Source organism: Protofrankia sp. Cj5, assembly GCF_917627405.1.
Classification (GTDB): Bacteria; Actinomycetota; Actinomycetes; order Frankiales; family Frankiaceae; genus Protofrankia.
The window spans coordinates 1-21,432 of sequence record NZ_CAKJTO010000073.1 but is presented as its reverse complement, the minus strand read 5'-3'; the positions used below and the strand labels follow the sequence as shown (position 1 = coordinate 21,432).

At 67.0% G+C, this 21,432-nt stretch carries 19 protein-coding genes; 6 read left to right on the top strand and 13 right to left on the bottom strand.

The genetic code is table 11. The annotated features are described in order from the left end of the window. Window positions 1–326: 326 nt before the first annotated feature. Window positions 327–1,196, bottom strand: coding sequence for a serine hydrolase (locus MJ777_RS15790; RefSeq protein ID WP_239404602.1), 870 nt, complete (start codon window positions 1,194–1,196; stop codon window positions 327–329). Window positions 1,197–1,287: 91 nt separating this feature from the next. On the opposite strand from MJ777_RS15790, the gene MJ777_RS15785 reads away from it, so the two are divergent. Beyond that, entirely contained in the window at window positions 1,288–2,523 is a 1,236-nt protein-coding gene (locus MJ777_RS15785; RefSeq protein WP_239377008.1) for an NAD(P)/FAD-dependent oxidoreductase, read from the top strand. 94 nt (window positions 2,524–2,617) lie between these two features. Here the strand turns inward: MJ777_RS15785 and mdh are convergent, their stop codons facing one another. Together mdh and MJ777_RS15775 are read right to left on the bottom strand one after the other, a co-directional pair. Then, window positions 2,618–3,550: a malate dehydrogenase gene (gene mdh / locus MJ777_RS15780; protein ID WP_239347964.1), complete on the bottom strand. Its 933-nt coding sequence runs from the start codon at window positions 3,548–3,550 to the stop codon at window positions 2,618–2,620. Window positions 3,551–3,728: 178 nt separating this feature from the next. After that, window positions 3,729–4,031 carry a DUF3017 domain-containing protein gene (locus tag MJ777_RS15775; RefSeq protein ID WP_239377007.1) on the bottom strand — a complete coding sequence of 101 codons (303 nt, stop codon included), beginning with the start codon at window positions 4,029–4,031 and terminating at the stop codon, window positions 3,729–3,731. 379 nt (window positions 4,032–4,410) lie between these two features. Here MJ777_RS15775 and MJ777_RS15770 point away from each other — a divergent pair, with 379 nt between their 5' ends. Then, on the top strand, window positions 4,411–4,770 hold the full coding sequence (locus MJ777_RS15770) for a hypothetical protein (RefSeq protein WP_239377006.1): 360 nt from the start codon (window positions 4,411–4,413) through the stop codon (window positions 4,768–4,770). A gap of 257 nt (window positions 4,771–5,027) precedes the next feature. On the opposite strand, the gene purH is transcribed toward MJ777_RS15770, so the two are convergent. The 3 genes from purH to MJ777_RS15755 all read right to left on the bottom strand — a co-directional run bounded on the left by purH (window position 5,028) and on the right by MJ777_RS15755 (window position 7,857). Then, on the bottom strand, window positions 5,028–6,704 hold the full coding sequence (purH, locus tag MJ777_RS15765) for a bifunctional phosphoribosylaminoimidazolecarboxamide formyltransferase/IMP cyclohydrolase (protein WP_239377005.1): 1,677 nt from the start codon (window positions 6,702–6,704) through the stop codon (window positions 5,028–5,030). After that, window positions 6,701–7,276: a phosphoribosylglycinamide formyltransferase gene (gene purN, locus MJ777_RS15760; protein WP_239308621.1), complete on the bottom strand. Its 576-nt coding sequence runs from the start codon at window positions 7,274–7,276 to the stop codon at window positions 6,701–6,703. Before purN ends, purH begins: the two co-directional genes overlap by 4 nt. Before the next feature lie 104 nt (window positions 7,277–7,380). After that, on the bottom strand, window positions 7,381–7,857 hold the full coding sequence (locus MJ777_RS15755; protein WP_239308620.1) for a helix-turn-helix domain-containing protein: 477 nt from the start codon (window positions 7,855–7,857) through the stop codon (window positions 7,381–7,383). Between the two features lie 204 nt (window positions 7,858–8,061). Between MJ777_RS15755 and MJ777_RS15750 the strand changes: the two genes are divergently transcribed. Continuing rightward, a complete protein-coding gene (locus MJ777_RS15750; RefSeq protein ID WP_239308619.1) occupies window positions 8,062–8,517 on the top strand; it encodes a hypothetical protein in 456 nt (151 codons plus the stop codon). Window positions 8,518–8,649: 132 nt separating this feature from the next. Here the strand turns inward: MJ777_RS15750 and MJ777_RS15745 are convergent, their stop codons facing one another. From MJ777_RS15745 to MJ777_RS15730, 4 genes are all read right to left on the bottom strand, one after another. Beyond that, window positions 8,650–9,324: a hypothetical protein gene (locus MJ777_RS15745; protein ID WP_239377004.1), complete on the bottom strand. Its 675-nt coding sequence runs from the start codon at window positions 9,322–9,324 to the stop codon at window positions 8,650–8,652. Between the two features lie 215 nt (window positions 9,325–9,539). Continuing rightward, entirely contained in the window at window positions 9,540–10,415 is an 876-nt protein-coding gene (gene sucD / locus MJ777_RS15740) for a succinate--CoA ligase subunit alpha (RefSeq protein ID WP_239308617.1), read from the bottom strand. A gap of 24 nt (window positions 10,416–10,439) precedes the next feature. Then, window positions 10,440–11,606, bottom strand: coding sequence for an ADP-forming succinate--CoA ligase subunit beta (gene sucC / locus MJ777_RS15735; RefSeq protein ID WP_239308616.1), 1,167 nt, complete (start codon window positions 11,604–11,606; stop codon window positions 10,440–10,442). A gap of 562 nt (window positions 11,607–12,168) precedes the next feature. Continuing rightward, the gene (locus tag MJ777_RS15730; RefSeq protein WP_239308615.1) at window positions 12,169–12,585 is read right to left on the bottom strand and encodes a cobalamin B12-binding domain-containing protein; all 417 of its coding nucleotides are present in this window, start codon (window positions 12,583–12,585) and stop codon (window positions 12,169–12,171) included. Between the two features lie 554 nt (window positions 12,586–13,139). Between MJ777_RS15730 and MJ777_RS15725 the strand changes: the two genes are divergently transcribed. Then, a complete protein-coding gene (locus MJ777_RS15725; RefSeq protein WP_239377003.1) occupies window positions 13,140–14,021 on the top strand; it encodes a triacylglycerol lipase in 882 nt (293 codons plus the stop codon). Between the two features lie 354 nt (window positions 14,022–14,375). After that, window positions 14,376–15,104, top strand: a complete 729-nt coding sequence (locus MJ777_RS15720) for a M23 family metallopeptidase (RefSeq protein ID WP_239377002.1) — start codon at window positions 14,376–14,378, stop codon at window positions 15,102–15,104. 290 nt (window positions 15,105–15,394) lie between these two features. On the opposite strand, the gene pcrA is transcribed toward MJ777_RS15720, so the two are convergent. Both pcrA and MJ777_RS15710 read right to left on the bottom strand, forming a co-directional pair. Beyond that, window positions 15,395–17,791, bottom strand: a complete 2,397-nt coding sequence (pcrA, locus tag MJ777_RS15715; protein ID WP_239377001.1) for a DNA helicase PcrA — start codon at window positions 17,789–17,791, stop codon at window positions 15,395–15,397. A gap of 79 nt (window positions 17,792–17,870) precedes the next feature. After that, a complete protein-coding gene (locus tag MJ777_RS15710; RefSeq protein WP_239310866.1) occupies window positions 17,871–18,008 on the bottom strand; it encodes a hypothetical protein in 138 nt (45 codons plus the stop codon). A gap of 201 nt (window positions 18,009–18,209) precedes the next feature. On the opposite strand from MJ777_RS15710, the gene MJ777_RS15705 reads away from it, so the two are divergent. Continuing rightward, window positions 18,210–19,367, top strand: a complete 1,158-nt coding sequence (locus tag MJ777_RS15705; protein ID WP_239377000.1) for a threonine/serine dehydratase — start codon at window positions 18,210–18,212, stop codon at window positions 19,365–19,367. Window positions 19,368–19,410: 43 nt separating this feature from the next. Here the strand turns inward: MJ777_RS15705 and guaA are convergent, their stop codons facing one another. Next, window positions 19,411–21,030 carry a glutamine-hydrolyzing GMP synthase gene (gene guaA, locus MJ777_RS15700; RefSeq protein WP_370651625.1) on the bottom strand — a complete coding sequence of 540 codons (1,620 nt, stop codon included), beginning with the start codon at window positions 21,028–21,030 and terminating at the stop codon, window positions 19,411–19,413. Between the last annotated feature and the right edge of the window lie 402 nt (window positions 21,031–21,432).

The following is a 21,432-nucleotide window of genomic DNA, read 5'->3' as shown; positions in this document are numbered from 1 at the left end:
AACCACAAACTGCTGCTGGCGCTCCCCGGGGGGCCGAACGGAGGCTCGCCCGAACTGCGCAACCGCGCCAGCGCGTTTCTCCAAGAGGTCTTCGACGAGCTGGAACGGGAGATCGAGACCGAGGTGACCATGCTCGGCGCCCCTGTGATCGACGTGGCGTTGGCCGTCCGGTTCACCGTAGCGCTCGTCTATGGCACCGCTGTGTTGGACGACGTGCTGTTTCCCGCCGGCCAGCGGCACCCGGGCAGCCAGCGCCTCGTCGAGGAGCTGGCCGGATTCGTGATCCGCGGTGCCGGCGGCGTGAGCCCACCGCACGATCATGCCGGTTACAGCGGCCTGGCCACCGGCTCCTCGGCACCAGCACCAGCACCAGCACCGAGCGCCGCCACCACATCGTCGGACAACGTGGGCCAGGCATCCACCGCCCAGGAGCCGAACTCACGGTCGGTCAGACAAGCACAGGCGGCATTCAACGCCGGATCAACCCAGAGAAAAGTTCCGCTCCGACCGAAATGACCGAAGGTCCCGGGCGAATTTGCGCCCCCCGTCCAGTGGGGCTGTTTTCCGCCGCGGATCTCGAAACCGAGCCCCCAGTCGTTCGGGTCGCGCACACCGAAGCCGGGCAGTACCCCGGCGAGCCCCGGAAACGCCACCGAGGTCGCGGCCGCGAATGTCGGCGGCGCAAGCAGGCGTGGAGCCAGCAGCTCACCGGCAAAAACAACAAGATCGGATAGCGTGGACGACACCCCGTAGGCCGGCGAGCCCCGCAGCTCGGACGCTGTCATGCCCAACGGCCCGAACACGGCTTCGGCGAGGTACTCACCGAACGCGATTCCGGACGCCTTTTCCAGCGTTTCACCGAGAACCTCGATGCCCGTGTTCGAATACACCCGCCGTGTCCCAGGGCGGGTCACCGTCCGGGTGCCGGAGAAGCCCAGGCCCGAGGCATGGGCGAGGAGATGGGCGACGGTCGAGCCCGGGGGGCCGGCCGGATCGCCCAGGCCGAGGGCTCCCTCCTCCACCCCGATCAGGACGGCATAGGCGGCGAGCAGCTTCGATACCGATGCCAACCGGAAGGATCTGTCCATGGCGCCGACCGATCCACGTACCGTGACGCGGCCGGAGGCGTCGCGTACCAGGACGGCAACGGCCGCGTTCTCGACCGGCCAGGAATCCACCTGCGCGAGGGCATCCACGTGCCGAACTGTACGAACCCGGGCTGTCTGGTGCGCGCCCGGCTCGCTGAGACACTGGGCGGATGTGGCAACACCGACACCTCCCGATGCCATGACCACGCACGCACGCGGCGTCCCCGCGGTGGCCGATCCAGGTATTCCGGCCGGGCGCTCCGCCATTGTGGACCTGCTCGTCCTCGGCGCTGGACCAGCGGGCTGCGCCGCGGCGCTGCGCGCGCTGCAACTCCGTCCGGATGCCCGTGTGGTGCTGTTGGATGCCGCGGCCTTCCCCCGGGACAAGGCCTGCGGTGACGGCATCGCCCCACACGGCCTGGACGTCCTGCGTGCCCTCGGCGTGCCCGATGCCGTCGCGGGGTACTCGCCAGTGGATCGCATGCGGTTGCGGACGCCTGGGGGCGCGGAAGTGGCCACCCCGTCCCGACGAGCGAACTACGTGGTTCCCCGCAAGATCTTTGACGCACGGCTCGTCGCCGCCGCCCGTGCTCGGGGTGCGGTGCTCCTGCGCCAGCGCGCGCGGTCCGTCGTGACCGGTGGCACCGCGGACGAGCCAGTGGTGATCGTCAACGGTGACCTGAGAGCACGGGTGGTGATCGGTGCGGATGGCGCGAATTCGATCACCAGGCGGTCGCTCGGCATCGGGCCAAACCCACCGGAGGCACTTGCCATCGCGGTCCGGGGGTACGCGGACGCGCCGCATACCCCCGGACCGCCGGAACAGCTCATCGAGATGACCGACGAGGGCTGGCCGGCATATGCCTGGTCGTTCCCGATCGGCGACGGCCGCGCCAACATCGGCTATGGGATGTTGCGATCCAAACTCGCCGCGCTGCCCGGCGACACGGGCGGCCGCACCGTTCTGCACGGCACCCTCGCCCGGATGCTGCCCGAGCAGCCAGCGCATCCGGGAACGCTGCGCGCCCACCATCTGCCCATGTCGACCTGGCGGCCCCGCCAGCCCGATGGCCCGGTGCTGCTCGCCGGTGACGCCGCATCATTGATCAATCCGCTGACCGGGGAGGGGATCTACTACGCGCTGCTGTCCGGCTCCCTGGCTGGTGCGGCCGCCACGACCGCCACCCCAGCCCAGGCCGGCGCGGTCTACCGCCGGGCGCTCGACCGGGAGCTCGGCCGGCATCTACGCCACACCGCCCTGCTGGCCGGGCTCGCCGGCCGCCGTCGAACCCTCATGGACTCAGCCGTGCGAGCCGCCGGCCACCGCACCGAACTGTACGACAACCTGATCGAGATCGGCCTTGGACGGGGGACGATCCCGACCGCCTCCGTCGCACGTCTCGCCCTGCGCAGGATCATCTCAACACGGCCGTGACGCACCGCGGAGAATCCATCCAGCAGCGCGATCGCTGCCCCTTTCGCGCCGCTGGAGGCCAAAAATATCAAAACCGAAATATCAGAACCGGATGCTACAGACTGGCCACATCCGCCTGCTTGACCCGCACAGCCTCGGCCGCGGTGACGAGCGCGGCTTTCTCCGCTGCCGAGAGGTCAATTTCCACGACCTTCTTCACACCCCCGCGGCCTATCTGGGCGGGCACGCCGAGATAAACACCGGAAATACCGAACTCACCGTTCACCCAGGCGCACACCGGCATGACCGCGCCGGAGTCCTCTGCCACAGCCTTCACCATCCGAGCGGCGGCGGCGGACGGCGCGTAGTAGGCCGACCCGGTCTTGAGGAGGGCGACCACCTCGGCACCACCGTTACGGGTCCGCGTGACCAGATCATCGATCTTGTCGGCGGGCAGCAATTCCGCGAGCGGCCTGCCGTCCACCGTGCACTGGGACGGAACCGGCACCATGGTGTCGCCGTGCGAGCCCAGGGTAAGGGTCTGTACCGACCTCACCGGCACTCCCAGTTCCACCGCGACGAAGTTGCTGAAACGAGCGGTGTCGAGCATGCCGGCCTGACCGATGACCCGGTTACGGGGAAACCCAAGGACATTCGCGGCGAGCGCGGTCATCTCGTCCAGCGGGTTGGAAACCACTACGACGACCGCGTCGGGTGAAGATTTCGCGATGTTCTCCGAAACCTGCCGGACAATCTTCGCGTTGACCTCAATGAGGTCCATCCGGCTCATGCCGGGCTTGCGGGGCAGGCCGGCGGTGACGACCACGACGGCCGAACCCTCGGTATCGCCATAGTCGTTTGTTCCGATCACCGTGGTCTCGAAATTCTCGACTGGGCGCGACTGATTCAGATCGAGAGCGATGCCCTGGGGCTTGCCCTCGATAATGTCGGTCAGGACAACCGTGTCGAAAATGTCGTACTCGGCGAGGCGCTGCGCGGTCGTGGAACCATAGAAACCGGCTCCGACCACAGTCACTTTCCCAGCCATCGGCTGTCAGCTCCCCAGCTTCTCGATGATAGCGTCGGCGCGCTCCGCCGTCCCCACCGCGGTGGAGCCGCACGGGTCGGCTTCAGGTCGTAAGCGACACTACGCCCTTCCGCAATGACCAGCCCGCCCGCAATGGCCGGCGCGACGGCCTGATCCAGCTTCCCCGCCGCTCAGCTGCTCAGCTCCCGGGTGGCACCGTGAGCGTCACAACAATGATCATCAATCCGAACGCGCCGAGTGTGGTGACATCGAACGCCCTGCTCCGCGCCGCAAGTAGCCCCACCCGCCGAGTCGGCAGCACCATCCGCAGAAACGCACCGGCAAGCAGCACCGCCCCGAGGCCGACCAGGCCCTGCCGCCAGTGACCAGCCACGACGAACAGCAGGGCGAGACCGACAGCGCCGAACATGCCGGCGAAGACCGGCTCCCGCCGCAGCCATGACCGCCATCGCGACACGGACTGGCGGTGCCGCAGACTCATGACAGCGTGGCCAGCACACGCCCGATCAGCCGTCCGATGCTCGCTCGCCTCCCACCCGTACGCGGGAGCCGACCCGCTCACCCCCGACCATAGACGCAGGTGGGAAGCGGCGCGAAAAATCGCGATCACACGCTGATCGATTTCCCAGCTCACGGCGAGAAGTCACTGTCCGGCTACCGGCCCGCGTGCGACGCATCGAGAAGAATGTGCCTGGCGGGCGCGGAAGTGGCCTACGCACAGCGTAGAAACCCCACCAGGCATCCTCAACCTCACGATCGCCGCACCGGATTCACAATCGTACGGACCCCCCGGGCGCGGACACCGTGTGCAACTAGGGCAGACTTCCGCCGCAAGTCCCCGGAGTGGGAGGGAGCGGGCCGTGGCAGACGAAACGCCACACAGCAAGAAACTGCAGGAGCTGATGTTCCGGGCTTGGGAGACCTTCGGAGATGCCCGACATCTCGACAGCGACGACCGGGTGTTCGTCCAGGCTCTCGCACGGCAGACGGCAGACAGGATCTCGGTCCTGTATGGCGCCAGCTGGCGGGATGCACTGGACTGGGTTGCGCAGCGTTACGTACCCAACGACGACGCACCCGGTGGTTCCATCCTGGCGTCATCGAACGGCAGCATGTCATCGAATGGCACCATGTCGTCGAATGGCACCACGTCGTCGAACGGCACCACGGCGAGCGCGCGACGAAGCGTGGCAGCGGCGGAGTCCACCTCCATCTTGTGAAACGTTGGTGTCGTCCGGCCAGTCACAGCTGACCCGGACGGCGCCAACGAACAGGCACACAGCAGCTCCATCACCACGGTGTGGCCGGGCTTCACGGGCTTCGGACGCCGACATTAGAGCGACCGGCAACAGGGGGACGCGGCGTCGCGGAGCTGGGGCACACGCCCCAGCCCGCTCCTTGATCCGCACCTCTGTTGCCAGGTGCTCCAGATGAACAACGATCATCCGAATAACGCCTGAATAACGCCCGGATGACGTCAGTGCGCGAAGTGGCGGACGCCGGTGAAGTAGAGCGTTATCCCCGCTTCCCGCGCGGCGGCTATTACCTGCTCGTCACGCACGGATCCACCCGGTTCGACAACCGCGCGGACACCGGCGTTGATGAGCACCTGCAAACCGTCCGGGAAGGGGAAATAGGCGTCACTCGCGGCCACGGCTCCCTTCACCCTGTCACCGCCACGGCTCACCGCGAGCATCGCGGCATCGACCCGGTTCACCTGCCCCATACCCACGCCGATCGTTGCGCCGCCCAGGGCGATCAGAATCGCGTTCGACTTGACGGAACGGGCTGCCTTCCAGGCAAAAACAAGATCATTTAGTGTTGCCTCATCGGCAGGCGCGCCAGCCTTCAGCGTCCACCCCGACGACCCGTCGCCAGCCGTGTCCAGCACGTCACGGGACTGCAGCAACAGCCCACCGGAGATCTGCCGCATTTCGACCCCGTGCGGATCCATCGGCAGCGGGCACTCCAGCAGCCGGATCGAGGGCTTGCGGGAAAGGATCTCCTCGGCGCCTTCGGCATAGCCAGGCGCCACAACGACTTCGGTGAATATCTCCGCGATCTGTTCGGCCAGGGCGACGCTGACGGGCCGGTTCGTCGCGATAACCCCGCCGAAAGCGGACACCGGATCACATGCGTGCGCCTTGCGATGAGCATCGGCAACGTCGCTGCCGATGGCCAGGCCGCATGGGTTCGCGTGCTTGACGATGGCCACGCATGGCTCGTGGAAATCACCCGCGGCGCGCCGGGCCGCCTCCGCGTCGGTGTAGTTGTTGAACGACATCGGCTTGCCGTGCAGTTGCCGGGCACCCGCGAGCCCGGGCCCGCCGTCATCCGCCACATACAGCGCGGCCCGCTGGTGGGGGTTCTCGCCGTAGCGCAGGACCTCCGCCCGCCGCCAGAGCGCCGCTACCGTGTCCGGCCAGCCCGACTCCCGGGCGATCTCATCGGGCGCCAGAACGCCGGCGAACCACGACGCGACCGCGACGTCGTACGCGGCGGTGTGCGCGAAGGCGCGGGCGGCAAGCCGGCGCCGCGCCGCGAACTCGAAACCACCAGCCCGGATCGCGGCGATCAGCTCCGGATAGTCCGCCGGGGAGACGACCACGGCCACGGAGTGATGGTTCTTCGCCGCGGCGCGAATCATCGCCGGCCCGCCGATATCGATCTGTTCGATCGCCTCGTCCTCGGACGCGCCGCCCGCGACCGTTTCCCGGAACGGATAGAGGTTCGACACAACGAGGTCGAACGGCTCAATGTCGAGTTCCGCGAGCGTCTTGGCGTGCTCGACGTCGCGCAGATCAGCGAGGAGGCCGGCATGCACGCGTGGATGCAGTGTCTTGACCCGTCCGCCGAGAACCTCGGGGAAACCGGTGAGGGTGCTTACGGGCGTCACAGCCAGGCCATGGCGAGCGAGCACCTGTGCGGTGGATCCGGTGGAGACGACCTCCACCCCGGCATCGATGAACGCGTCCGCGAGGTCCGGCAGGCCGGCCTTGTCGTAGACGCTGACCAGAACACGGTGGATGGGACGCCGGCCGGTGGTGACCAGCGCCCCGCCGGCTGATGGTGCCGGGCCGGTGTGCGGGAAGGCCCGTGCCCCAGCCGTCGAGTCACCGGCGGTGGAGGCCTGCTGATCCTGTGTGGACGTCATGTCCCCTCCTCCGACCGGATGATCCGGCCGATTGTCGCCACGTACAGGACACGTTCCACCGCCTGGATACGGGTACGCAGAGTTTCCTCAGTGTCGGACTCCTCCACCGCTACGACCGCCTGCGCAAGGATCTGCCCGGTGTCGACGCCCTCATCCACCCAGTGGACCGTCACTCCGCTGACCTTGACGCCGTACGCAAGCGCGTCGGCGACGGCGTGCGCTCCCGGGAACGCGGGCAACAGAGACGGATGCGTGTTGATCGTCCGAAATCGGGCGATCACCTGTTTGTCCAGAATTTTCATGTAACCAGCGAGCACCAACAGATCCGGAGCGTATAGGGAGATCCTCGCCGCGGTGGCCGCGTTGAAAGCCGCTCTGTCCAGCGCGTCCTCCAAGCGGACGACGAACGACGGGACGCCGGCCGCCGCCGCCCGATCCTGTGCTCCGGTGCCGTAGCGGTCCGCGCCCACGGCAACAACTTCCGCGCCGAAATCTGGATCTCTGCACGCGTCCAGTACAGCCTGCAAGGTGGTACCCACCCCGGAGGCGAGAACAACCAGTCGTGCGGGCACGGAACTCTCCGGTACGACAGGTCGGCGGTGGCTCGCCGGTGGACGTATGACCGTTCCGACTGTACTGAGGTCTACCGGCCCGCGCGCATCAACCAGCCGCCCGGTCACAGGACGGCTTCGGTCGCCCCCCTCATCGTCGGTATCTCCGGCTCCGGACACGGATCCTCCCGTTCAACGCGGTAGCCCGCGGAACCGGGCTCGCGAGCCGGCTCGCCCACAGCATCGTCACAACCAGTGTCGAGACGGCCGAAATCCTCCCCGTCAAGAAGGTCGCCGGGCCGGCAGAGATACAGCTCGGCGAGCCGCACGAGCGTCTGGGTCGACGGCGCCCGCCCACCTCGACCGGGCCAGACCTCCCAGTAGGAGAAGGATTTTCCCGTCTTCGGGAGACCTTCCCCGGACCACCGTGCGTTCCATCGGCAGGCTGCCTCCTCCTGCGTCCAGCCGTGCGCGAGCCGGAAGGCGACCCGCGCGTTCAGGCGATAGCGATGCTGCCACTCCAGGGCGATGCGCCGATAGGACCAGCCGAGTGCCCGCAGACGCCCCGACTCAGCCCGCAGCCCAGCGACGCTGACAGCCATGGCGACCTCCCCATAGACGAACAGATGTTCGTACATTAGCGAGCAGGTCGGACATTTCCTGACGCTATGAGCCCTGGCCGGCTCGCGCCGCGAAAACTCCCCCGCTGGCGGGGTGCCGCACCGGTGGGGGGACGGATGAGCACGCATACCCGCGGGCGCCGTGACCCGTTATGATGCCCGTTGCCGCAGCTGGGAGGGCCTGCCATGGTAGTGCCGAAGGAACCACGGCCGGGCGCCGCCCCCAGCGACGACTCGCGGCCTACCGAGTATCGGCATACGCATGTTGATCATCCGGGCGGATCCCGGAACAACTTTGGCGGTCTGGCCCTGGCACTGGGCCTGCTCGGTGTCGCGACCTGTTGGATCGGCATCGGCGGCCTGGCCGGAATCGCCGCTGTGGTCGTTGGCATGTTCGGTCGTTCCCGCGCGCGGCGGATGGGCGGTGCGGGCGGCGGTGTCGCAACAGCTGGACTGGCGCTGGGCGTGCTCTCCACTCTCATCGCGCTGCTTCTTGTCGGCGGCACCTGGACCTTCTACGAGCGGCATGGCGATGACCTGCGCCGGTATCAGGACTGTCGGAGGGACACGAGCCAGGACCCCGCGGTCTGCCAACAACGCTTCGACGAAGTGCTCAAAAACCCACCCGCCTCAAGCCGGTGAGGTGCGTGCGCACGCTGCACGCCCATGAACAGCGGCACGCCCTGAACAGCCGCCGCACGGGCGGCCAGCCCCACTCGACCACCGGAACCGACCACCGGCGCCCCGCCCGGAAGGCTACCGCGAGCGGCCTGTCTACTGGTCTCGCTGACCGTAGGGCGGCTGGCCGTAGGGTGGCTGCTGGCCGTAAGGCGGCTGGCCGTAGGGTGACTGCTGGCCGTAGGAGGGTGGCTGGCCGTAAGGCGGGTGGCCATGCGGACCAGGTTGTCCGTAGCCGCTCTGCGGAGGCTGCCCGTAGGTGCCTGGTTCGCCATACCCGCCCGGCAAGGGGCGGCCCGAGGAGTCGTATCGGGTACCTGGCGCGGGCGGGAACCGCGCCCGGCCACGGCCGCCCTGCCCGGGCAGCGTGTACCCGCTCGCCAACACGCTGAGAACCGCGAAGGCCGTGATCGCGGCGGACGCGATGAGCCCCAGCCACAGCCCAGCGGCACGGTGGCTGTTCCCAAACCCCAACAGCACTTTAAGAAAGATCATAATTGTGCCGAGCGCCGCCGTCCCGGCAATGACCAGAATCCAGTCCGCACCCACTGCCGGCAGCTGGACACGGGCGAAGGCACGCAGCGCCACCAGCCCGGTCGCGAGCAGCCCCAGCTCCACGCCGCTATAGGCGAAAAAGCCCACTCCCCACGCGTTCTCCGCGAGCCTGCCGAACGAAAACCAGTTGAATAACGAGACGATGAGCAAGACGGCACCGGCGACGAGAACGCCGAGATCATTATTGGATACGTCACGACCGGCGAGACGTGGCACGGAATGACCTCACTTCATACGATCAACGGTGGCCTGACGGAGCCACCCTGCCACGGTAGCCGCTGTGTCCCGAGACGTCATGATCCCATCCGTGATTCAGGTCCGATACTGAGAATTTCCCCCGATGGACCTGACACGACGTGGAGCACCGTAACCGGGTGTGAACCGCCACCGAAACAGCGAGGACACACCCGGTTACGAGATGCTTCAAGATTTCAGAACGAACGCATGACGTCAGCCATGAGACGGGCGGTCTCCGAAGGAGTCTTGCCCACCCGTACACCCGCCTTCTCAAGAGCTTCTTTCTTGGCCTGCGCCGTGCCTGACGATCCGGAGACGATCGCCCCCGCATGGCCCATCGTCTTGCCCTCCGGCGCGGTGAAGCCCGCGACGTAGCCGATGACCGGCTTGGTGATGTGCGCCTCGATGTACGCGGCGGCACGCTCCTCGGCGTCACCGCCGATCTCACCGATCATCACAATCGCGTCGGTGCCGTCATCGGCCTGGAACGCGTTGAGAGCGTCGATGTGAGTCGTGCCGATGACGGGGTCACCCCCGATACCGACCGCGGTGGAGAAGCCGAAGTCCCGCAGCTCGTACATCATCTGGTAGGTCAACGTACCGCTCTTGCTGACCAGACCGATACGGCCGGGCGGGGTGATGTCCGCCGGAATGATGCCGGCATTCGACCTGCCGGGGCTGATGATGCCCGGGCAGTTCGGGCCAATGATCCGCGTCGTGTTGCCCTTGGCCTGCGCGTACGCCCAGAAGTCAGTGGTGTCATGCACCGGGACGCCTTCGGTGATGACCACGACGAGCGGCATGCCCGCGTCGATGGCCTCGATCACGGCGGCCTTCGTCCCCGCTGGTGGGACGTAGACCACGGAGACGTTCGCGCCGGTCTTCTCAATCGTCTCGGCCACGGTCGCGAAGACCGGGACACCCTCGACCTCGCTGCCCGCCTTCTTGGGGTTGGTACCGCCGACGATCGATGACCCCGCGCGCAGCATCCGGGCGGTGTGCTTGCGTCCCTCGGAACCGGTGATGCCCTGAACCAGGATCTTGGACGTCTCGTCCAGCCAGATTGCCATTGTCGGAAGCCTCTTCCCGTCCGCTCAGGCCGCGGCCGCGGCGAGCTGGGCGGCGAGCTTCGCCGCACCGTCCATGGTGTCCACCGACCTGACCGCATCGAGGTTCGCCTCGGTGAGGATGCGCCGGCCCTCGTCCGCGTTGTTGCCGTCCAGCCTCACGACCAGCGGCGTGGCGACGTCGCCGACGATCTTGAGGGCCTGCACGATACCGTTCGCGACCGCGTCGCAGGCGGTGATACCACCAAAGATGTTCACAAAAACACTCTTGACCGCGGGGTCGGAAAGAATGATCGACAGGCCGTCCGCCATCACCTGCGCGGATGCGCCACCGCCGATGTCGAGGAAGTTCGCCGGCCGCTGGCCGCCGAACTCCTCACCAGCGTAGGTGACGACGTCCAGCGTGGACATGACCAGGCCGGCACCGTTACCGATGATCCCGACCTGTCCGGACAGCTTGACGTAGTTGAGGTCCTTCTCCTTGGCCCGCCGCTCAAGGGGGTCCACCGCCGCGACATCGACGAAGCCCGCGTGGTCCGGGTGGCGGAAGGAGGCGTTCTCATCCAGGCTGACCTTGCCGTCCAGGGCCACCACACGGCCATCGGCGGTCAGGATCAGCGGATTGACCTCCACCAACGTGGCGTCGGACTTGACGAAGACATCCCATAGCTTCACCAGGAGTTCGGTGGCGCCGTCGAGAGCGGCCGCGGGCAGCTTCGCGGCAACCGCGATCTGGCGGGCAACGGTCGCGTCAACCCCGGTCAGCGGATCTATCGGGATGCGGGCGAGGGCTTCGGGCTTGGTCGCCGCGACCTCCTCGATCTCCATCCCACCTTCGCGGGAGCACATGGCAAGGAATGTCCGGTTTGCCCGATCGAGCAAGAAGGAGGCGTAGTACTCCTCGGCGATGTCACTCGCCTGTTCCACCAGTACCGAGTGGACGGTATGGCCCTTGATATCCATCCCCAGGATGGCGGTGGCTTTGGCGGTGGCGTCAGCCGGACCGTCGGCGACCTTTACTCCGCCGGCCTTGCCCCGGCCGCCGGTCTTGACCTGCGCTTTGACGACAACGCGGCCGCCGAGATCGGTGGCGATGGCGTGCGCCTCGCCGGGGGTCGTGGCGACCTTGCCGGAAGGCACGGGAACGCCGTGATCGGCGAACAGCTTCTTCGCCTGATATTCGAAAAGATCCACAGTCCGTCCAGTCGGATACGAGATCGGTGGTCAGGATCGAACGTTTGAAAGTTCACGAAGATGAGAAGCATCCCGAGCCTACTGAGTTGCCCGTCGCGGTAGCCGCGCTGGCTGTCGCGACAGACGGTCACGCATGTCCGGGACAGCACCATCATCACCCGTACCCGCCACCGGGCGCCCTACTTTGTGGCAGCCGACACCGCGATCACACCGAGCAGGCGACCCTCATCACGAAGATCCTAAGAGCGCCCGGCAAGAGGGTCAACGAGGCTGGCGTGATCCCGACAGCCGCGGGACCGCCGCCCGAGCCAGCACCGCGCGCGGCTCCGGCGATGTCCAGCTGCATCCCCACTACCAGGGTGAACGGGCCACCGGGAGCGCCTGATCGGGTCAGGTCAAAAATCACAGGCCCGAGCGGGAGGCCGCCCTGCCCCGCTAGCTCAGCCAGAACCGGCGCCCGCCTGACCGACCAGGCCCGCCTGGTACGTACAGGGAAGATCTAAAACAAACCGACAACTCGGTCAAGAGCCAATCCGCACGTGATCCAAAATGATCCAACCAGTCAGAGCGCGTGCACCGTAGCTACCCGCGAACGGATCCAGTCGACGATCTCGCTGGTCGTCGCACCCGGAGTGAATATCTCGGCCACCCCGAGCGCCTTCAGCTCGGGGATATCGGCAGCTGGGATAATACCGCCGCCGGTCACCACGATGTCGTCGGCGCCACGCTCCCGCAGCAGCTCCATCAGGCGCGCGAACAGGGTCATGTGCGCGCCTGAGAGCACCGAGAGACCGATGCAGTCGGCATCCTCCTGGATGGCGGTCTCGACGATCTGCTCGGGTGTCTGATGCAAGCCGGTGTAGACGACCTCCATGCCCGCGTCCCGCAACGCACGCGCGATCACCTTGGCACCGCGATCATGACCGTCGAGACCCGGCTTGGCAACCACAACCCGGATCCGCTCACCGTTTCCGCTCACGCCGCCTCCTTGCGATCCGTGACATCGACTTCCGTAACAGGGTGCTGGGAAACAGCATCTCTCGGTGGGCCGCCCAGCCCCCGGCCGCACGGTCACAGCTCCTCAGCCGCGGTCGCGGGCTCGCGGAATCCAGTAGGCCAGCAGCCACGCGATCATCGTCCTCTCCCGCGACCGGAGACCCCGAGCAGGCTAGCGGCGCACGTCCGGAGAAGCACGCCGTTGCTGACCGGGCTGACCGGGCCGGCCGGGCTGACCAGCGGAGAAACAGTCGACAGCTATCAGGTCCGTTTGTACTCTCGGTCACAGTGGGCGTGACGATGATCCGCGGAACCTCTAGCAACACGAAGAGTCACCACGAGAGTAGCCGACAGCTCGGTTCGCGATCCAACGGCCCTCGATCATCGCACTGCTCCGGTTGGCCGGTTCTTCCGACGGCTATCCACGCACGGACGGGAGAAGGGGTAATCGACAAACGTCAACTAGGCCGGAGCGACACGGTGGTGGGCAAAATCGCCAGATCCTTCGGTGCGACCACTGCTCGCCACGGCGCAAAAGTGACACGCGGGCTGCTCGACGTGCCCGCGACGGTCCGCGGGATGGTCCTGGAAGCCACCTGGGTGGCGACCCATGTCGCCTTTTATCCGGTCGGGGTCGTCTCGGAGAAACTGCGTGAGCCCGTCCAGCGCTACACCCTCGAGGGGCTGTCACCGCTGAGGCGCGGCCTGCTCATCGGCGACATAGAAGCCGCGGGCACGCCGATCCTGCTGGTGCACGGCCTGATCGACAACAGGTCCATCTTCACCCGGCTGCACCGGTCACTGCGCCGGCGCGGTTTTGAACACGTCGCCACGGTGAACCTGCCCTTGTTCACCTCGGACATACCCACAGCGGCCAGCAGGCTTGCCAAGATGGTCGAAACCACGTGCGAGCAGACCGGGCACGGGCGCATACACATCGTCGCCCATTCGCTCGGCGGCCTTGTCGCACGCTACTACGTCCAGAAACTGGGCGGCGACGAACGCGTCCACACACTGGTGACCCTGGGAACTCCGCACGAAGGTACCCGCCTCGCCCGGATGCTCCCGCCAATGGTGCCCTACACCCTGCTGCGCCAGTTACGCCCAGATTCGGACGTAATCCGGGAACTGGCCGAGCCCGCACCAGCCTGCCGGACGCGCTTCCTGGCGTTTTCCGGCGATCTGGACACGGTGATCCGCCCGACCGAATCAGCGCTTCTTCACCACCCGGACCTCAGCGTCCGCAATGTTCGGCTGCCTGGTGTCGGTCATCATTCGCTGCCGTTCAATCTTGACGTTGTCCACCAGATTGCGAACGTGCTGGCCCACCTCGATGGTGACGCGGAACGTCCCAGCGCCGGCAGGGAACGACCGGAGGAACAGCGGCCGAAGGCGGGAGCGCGGTCCGAAGCTCGGTAGGAGCCTGTTCCAGCCCCTGTTCCCGATCCTGGCGGCCGCCCCCGGCACCGGGATCCGTCCAACATGATCCGATCACCTTGGACCCGCGGCTGCGAAAAGCGACCTATGTTACGCTCACCGTCACTACGCCCCCTTGGCGTGGGGTGGCGACAAAGTCATGATTTGGCCGGTGTAGCGTCTTCATCGGTTTACGGGATCCCCCCTCCTGCCGCACGGTGCCGTGGCTGGAGCCTTGTCGACCAACAGGAGCGTGAGTCCGGGTTGTCGCAGCCCCCTGCCCGCAGCTCCGCGCGACACCGTGAGCACGGTGCGCCCGCGAGACGCGGGATACCGTTCGGTCGCGGCCGGCGAACGGTGTCCCTGGCCCAACTGCGTCGCACCGGAGTTGCCTCGGCTGTTGTGTCGACGCTTGGCATCGCCATGGTCAACACAACCGGCATCGCACACTCCGAACCGCCATCTCTCACCCGACTTGGGACCGTCGGGGCGGCTTCGGCCTCCGGCCAGGCCGAGAGCGCGACCGATGGCCTGAGTGACCCGGCCCTGGTCGCACAGCTCGACAACGACGGCGCGGCTATGCGGCTCCGGGTCCAGGCTGACCGGGCTGACCGCGATGAGGCGCTGGCCCAGCTGTCCATCCTCCTCGTGCAACGACGGAATGCGGCCGAGCGGACCGCACGCGATCAGGATGACGCGCTGCGCTGGGTGCGGCCTATCGAGGCCCGTCTCACCCAGCGGTTTGGCGGTGCCAACGGCCACCCCGGAATTGACCTTGGAGCCGCGCTGGGCACCCGGATCGCCGCCGCCCACGGCGGCACAATCATCTATGCGGGATGGGAGTCCGGCTACGGCAACTTCGTACAAATCATGCACGAAAACAAAATTGTCACCTGCTACGGCCACCTGTCACGCATCGATGTCCGGGTCGGCCAGGTGGTCGCCACCGGCCAGCAGATCGGCCTGGAAGGCTCAACCGGTTATTCGACCGGCCCGCACCTGCACTTCGAGGTCCGGCTCAACGGCCAGGACGGGATGAAGATCGACCCGCTGGCCTGGCTCGCCGAACACGGCGTGACCTACTAATACGTGCCTGACGGCTCTCTACAGGCGCTAAGAGCGCTCCGATAATAGGGCGCGAGCCGGCCAGTCCTATTGCCGGAGCCGCTAAGAGCGTGTTTGAGATCGTCATTCCGGCTCGCCGCGCCCAGGCGTCCCCTGGCTGCGTTGTCGGCCGCACCGAGACAACTCATCCGGTGTCGCTTCGGCCTGCCGCCTTGCCGGGGGGCGCCTGGACGCGGCTCACTGATCGAAAGCCCGATCTCACACACGCTCTAAAAGCCGCCTGCGTTACACGACGCCAGCGCCACAGCCGGTCAGAGTTTTTCAACGGGTGCGAAACGCAGGAGCAACCGTTTGGTTCCCGTTCCATCCCCAAAATCAATACTCGCTTCCAGATTGTCACCGGATCCCGCCATGGCGACAACCTGGCCCAGCCCAAACGTGTCGTGGTTGACCCGGTCGCCCGTGGTCAGATCGGGAATGGGACGTGGGACCGGCGAGGGCCGGCGGCCGGGTAGTCCGCCGGCCCTCGCGGGCGACGGCCCAGCGGACGCCGAGCCCCACCCCGACACCCGCGGCGCGGACACGGGCGACGGTGGTCGAGTGCTCTCCTGCCAGGTAATCAGCTCTGTCGGCACCTCATTGAGGAAACGCGACGGCGGGTTGTACGCCGGCTGACCCCAGGCATTGCGGACATGCGCCCGGGTCAGGTAGAGCCGGGCCCGAGCGCGGGTGATGCCGACATAGGCGAGGCGACGTTCCTCCTCAAGCTCGGTCGGGCTGCCGAGCGTGCGGATATGCGGGAACATGCCGTCCTCCAGCCCGGTCAGGAAAACAACCGGGAACTCCAGCCCCTTTGCACTGTGCAGGGTCATCAACGTGACGACCCCGGCTCCGCCGTCAGCGGGGTCGGGTATCTGGTCGGCATCGGCCACCAGGGAGACCTGTGCCAGAAAGTCCGCCAGTGAACCCTGCGGAAAGCGTTCGGTGAACTCCCGGGCCACGCTGACGAGTTCCTGCAGGTTCTCCACTCGTCCGGCGGCCTCGATATTTTCCTGCGCGGTCAGTTCGGCGAGGTATCCGGTTCGTTCCAGGGCCGCCTCCAGCGCCGTTACCGGACCGGCTTCCCCGACCGCCCGCAGCTCGGCGAGAAGGTCCACGAAACCACGGACCGCGGTCGCGGAACGGGTAGGCAGGCCCGGGATCTCCCCCGCCTGGCGCAGAGCGTCAGCGAACGGAATCCGCTCTTTTTCGGCAAAGACTGCGAGCATCGTCTCGGCACGCTCGCCGATGCCCCGCTTGGGCACGTTGAGAATACGCCGCAGACTCACCGTATCCGCCGGATTGGCCAGCACCCGCAGATAGGCGAGGAGATCCCGGACCTCACGCCGATCGTAGAAACGCACTCCGCCGACCACCCGGTAGGGCAGCCCGACCCGCATGAACAGTTCCTCGAAGACACGGCTCTGGGCATTGGTCCGGTAGAAGACAGCGACGTCACCCGGCCTGGCTGTGCCGGCGTCGGTGAGCCGATCGACCTCGGCGGCGACAAACGCGGCCTCATCGTGCTCACTGTCGGAGACATAACCGACAATCTTCTCGCCGTCGCCCGCGTCCGACCACAGCCGTTTGGGCTTACGCTGCCCGTTACGGGCGATCACCGCGTTGGCCGCCAGCAGGATCGTCTGCGTGGAACGGTAGTTCTGTTCCAGCAGAACCACGGTCGAGTCAGGATAGTCCTGTTCGAACTCAACGATGTTGCGGATGTTCGCGCCCCGGAAGGCATAAATCGACTGATCGGCATCACCGACCACACAAAGCTCGGCCGGTTCCACACCATGGCCCCCCACGCCTGGGCGGACCGGCTCGCCGTCCACGGTCAGCGGGGATACGCGCCCGACCAGCTCCCGTACGAGCACGTACTGAGCGTGATTGGTATCCTGGTACTCGTCGATGAGAATGTGCCGGAACCGGCGCCGGTAATGCTCGGCGACCTCCGGGAATGCCTGCAGCAGGTTCACGACAGCCATGATCAAATCGTCAAAATCGAACGCGTTCGCTTCCGCGAGCCGGCGCTGATAAATGCCGTAAGCCTCGGCGGTGGCCCGTTCGACATGATTCGCCGCCCGGTCGCGGGCGGTCTCCCAGTCGATCAGCTCGTTCTTGAGATTGCTGATCCCGACAGCGAGCGCGCGGGGAGGGTAGCGCTTGGGATCAAGGTCCAGATCGCGAGCGACCAACGCCAGCAGCCGCTGCGCGTCGGCCGCATCGTAGATTGAGAAACTGCTGGTGAACCCAAGTCGCACCGCTTCCGACCGCAGGATACGCACGCAGGCGGAATGGAAGGTGCTGACCCACATCGCCCGCGTCCGGGCGCCGACCAGCGCGGTGACCCGCTCCTTCATCTCGTTCGCGGCCTTGTTGGTGAACGTGATCGCGAGGATCTCGCCAGCGCGGGCCCCGCGCACGGCCAACAGATAGGCGATCCGGTTCGCGAGGACCCGCGTCTTGCCCGATCCCGCGCCCGCGACCACGAGCAGTGGCGAACCGGCATGGACGACCGCGGCCCGCTGCTGCGGGTTCAGCCCCCCCAGCAGGACATCGGGACCGAGTCGCGGAGCGGGACGACCAACCTGCTCGCCCGGGTCGACACCAGCGTCAGCACCGGCATCATCGAAGTCGGCGTACGGACCGCCGGAAAGAGTACTCATAGCAAATCGATCATATGTTCGACGTCCGACAGTTCTGGCAGCGATGCACACTCGACACCCTACGAGGCACCGGTAGGCCTCACGACAGGGCGTAGCGCCGGATCGGCATCCGGGCCACTCCGATCACGCGGACCACTCCGATCACGCGGGCCATACCGGGATCGATCAGCTGGCCGAGCGGGCGGCCCGCCGGCACAGTCAGGAGGATCTCGGGCATCCGGTTTGACGACCATCGGCACGAGCGAGCATCCTGAGCGGGTGGCGCAGCATCTTATGATTATTTCTTGGGCGCGCGAACCCGCCTGACGAGCCAGCGCTCCGGGTCCGTGCGCCTTGCCCTCCTGCCATGCCGGCGGGGGGCTTTTTTGTTGCCGCGGCCATGCAGCAAGCTGGTCGCCGAGCCATCGGGAGAGCAGCGATGAGCCGACCAGCCGCCACCCAGGCGCCGACCAGCAGTGATGGCGCCGCTGCCGAGACTCCGTCAAGACCCGGCCCGCCCCCAAGCGGCCGCCGTGCCGACCCGCCAGCCGCGGAGGTCCCCGATGCCGACATCAACACCACCGACATCAACACCACCGACATCAACACCACCGACATCGACGTCGCTGGCATCGACGTCGACCGGGCCGCGGCTGTGCTCACCGGAGTGGCCCAGCGCACCCGGGTCGTGCGCAGCGCGCACCTGTCCCGCCTGACCGGCGTGCCGGTGTGGTTCAAATGCGAGAACGAACAGCGCACCGCCTCGTTCAAGCTGCGCGGCGCCTTCACCCGGATCGCCCTCGCGGACCCCGAGGTGCGTGCGCGTGGCGTGGTCGCCGCCAGCGCTGGTAACCACGCCCAGGGCGTGGCCTACGCGGCGGCCCGCTTCGGCGTCCCAGCGACGATCTTCGTTCCAGCCGGGGCAAATCCTACAAAAATCGCTCGAACCAGGCGATTCGGTGCTCATGTCGAACTCGTGTCAGGCGACGTCGACGCCGCCCTGCTTGCCGCCGAGTCCGCCGCGCACGACCTCGGTGGGCTGCTCGTACACCCCTTCGACGACCCGATAGTGATCGCTGGTCAGGGCACGATCGGGCTCGAGCTGATCGAGCAGATACCGGGGCTGCGTACCGTGCTGGTCGGCGTTGGCGGCGGCGGGCTGATCGCGGGTATCGCGACAGCGCTCAGACAGCGCCGCGCCGATGTGCGGGTAATCGGTGTCCAGGCAGCGGGCGCGCCCGCTTTCGTCCGCTCCTGGCGCCGCGGGCACCGGCTGTGGGTACCGGCCACGACGATCGCGGACGGCATGGCCGTGCGAAGTCCGGGCAATCTGCCGCTGGCTCTCGCCGCGGACCTGGTGGATGACATGGTCACGGTTGATGAGGAGGCGTTCTGGGAAGCGATGGTGATGTTGGCCCAGGCCGATGGCCAGACGGTCGAACCGGCTGGTGCCGCCGGGGCCGCGGCGCTGCTGCGCCATCCGGGCTGCGCGCAGGGCCCGACCGCGGTGGTCCTGTCCGGCGGGAACATCGACCAGGCGACCGCTGGCCGCGTACGGGCGCTGGTGGCCGAGTCGCTGCGCACACCCGCGGCCTGAACCGGCCACATCGCCACCCGGGCCGCTCCCACACCACCCGGGGCTACTCCCACTCGATGGTGCCAGGGGGTTTCGAGGTGATGTCGTAGACCACCCGATTCACCTGGGCGACCTCGTTGACCACCCGATTGGAGATGCGTTCAAGCAGCTCATAGGGCAGCCGAGCCCAATCGGCAGTCATCGCGTCCTCGCTGGTGACCGCACGCAGGACAACCGGGTGCCCGTACGTGCGCTCGTCCCCCTGCACCCCGACCGAGCGGACGCCGGCCAACAGCACCGCGAACACCTGCCAGATCTCCCGGTCCAACCCGGCACGACGGATCTCCGCGCGCACAATCGCATCCGCGGCCCGCAAGGCCTCAAGACGCTCAACAGTGACCTCACCGATGATCCGGACAGCAAGGCCAGGCCCTGGGAAGGGCTGCCTCCAGACAATCTCCTCGGGCAGCCCGAGCTCCTCGCCGAGCCTGCGCACCTCGTCCTTGAACAGCGTGCGCAACGGCTCCACCAGGTTGAAACGCAGATCGTCGGGAAGACCACCCACATTGTGGTGCGACTTGATCTTCGCCGCAGTCGCTGAGCCGGACTCGATGACGTCGGGATACAGCGTCCCCTGTACGAGGAACTCAATCTGGGTTCCCTCGCTCTCGGCCCGTGTCTCGAGCTCGCGGGCCGCGGCCTCGAAGACCCGGATGAATTCCCGGCCGATGATCTTACGTTTGCGCTCGGGATCGGTGACACCGGCAAGCGCGGCGGCAAACCGGTCGGCCGCCTTCACCTGGAGCAGCTCAACGCCGGTCGAGGCAACGAAGTCCTTCTCGACCTGTTCGGCCTCGCCAGCGCGCAACAATCCATGATCGACGAATACGCACGTCAACTGATCACCCACGGCTCTGTGCACGACGGCCGCCGCCACCGCCGAATCCACCCCACCGGACAGCCCGCAGATGACCCGGCCGCCACCGACCTGAGCACGCACCGCCGCCACCGCCTCATCCGCGATGTTGAGCGTGGTCCAGTCCGGCCGGCACCCGGCACCGGCGAACAGGAAGTGCCGCAGGATGTCCAACCCCCAGTCGGTGTGCGCGACCTCGGGATGAAACTGGACGCCGAACAGCCGGCGTTCGGTGTTCTCGAAGGCCGCGACCGGGGTTGACCGGGTCGCCGCGGTGACCACGAAGCCAGGTGGTGGTGCCGTCACCGAGTCGCCGTGAGACATCCACACCTGCTGGGCGACGGGCAGATCCGCGAACAGGACGCCCGCCGCCATGACCGCGAGCGGGGTAGCTCCGTACTCCGCGACACCCGTGCGCGCGACCGTCCCGGCCAGCGCGTGCGCCATCACCTGATGGCCGTAGCAGATGCCCAGGACCGGGATACCGGCACCGAACAGCGCCGGATCCACCGCCAGCGCGCCCGGTGAGTACACCGACTTCGGCCCGCCCGAAAGGATAATCGCGGCGGGACGCCGAGCGATGATCTCCTCGACCGGAAGATCCCACGGCACGATCTCCGAATACACATGGCACTCGCGTACCCGCCTGGCGATGAGCTGAGCGTACTGGGCACCGAAGTCCACGACCAGAACCCGGTCATGGACGGGGCGAAACCCCGGATCGGTACCGGTCGGACGTCCGGCGGGCTGCGAGGCTGCGGTGTTCACGGCGTCAGCCTACGAAGCGGCAGGGGCCCGCGGCCGCGCGGACATTGATCCTTTCCCGCGGACATTGATCCTTTCCCGCGGCCGTGCCGTGACGGGTGTCCGCACGAGTCCCGGCCGGGGCACCGCCTGGATCACCAGACAGCAGCCGCGCGCGCTGGCCGATCGTAACGATTCCGGCATTCACGACTACCATCAACTAGTATCAGCCCATGCCCGTCCGGCCGCTCCTGGGTTCGGCGGGAACCACTCCTGGGTCCGGCGGGAACACAGCCACCGCATCGAGCGGGAAGTGGACAACAGTTCCCACACTTCCGGCTGTGCCGAGAAAACCATGATCCTATAGCCTTTGGGTGGCTACCCTAGGGTAGGCGTCTTTCGGGTCGCCTGTCCGTACCGCTAAGG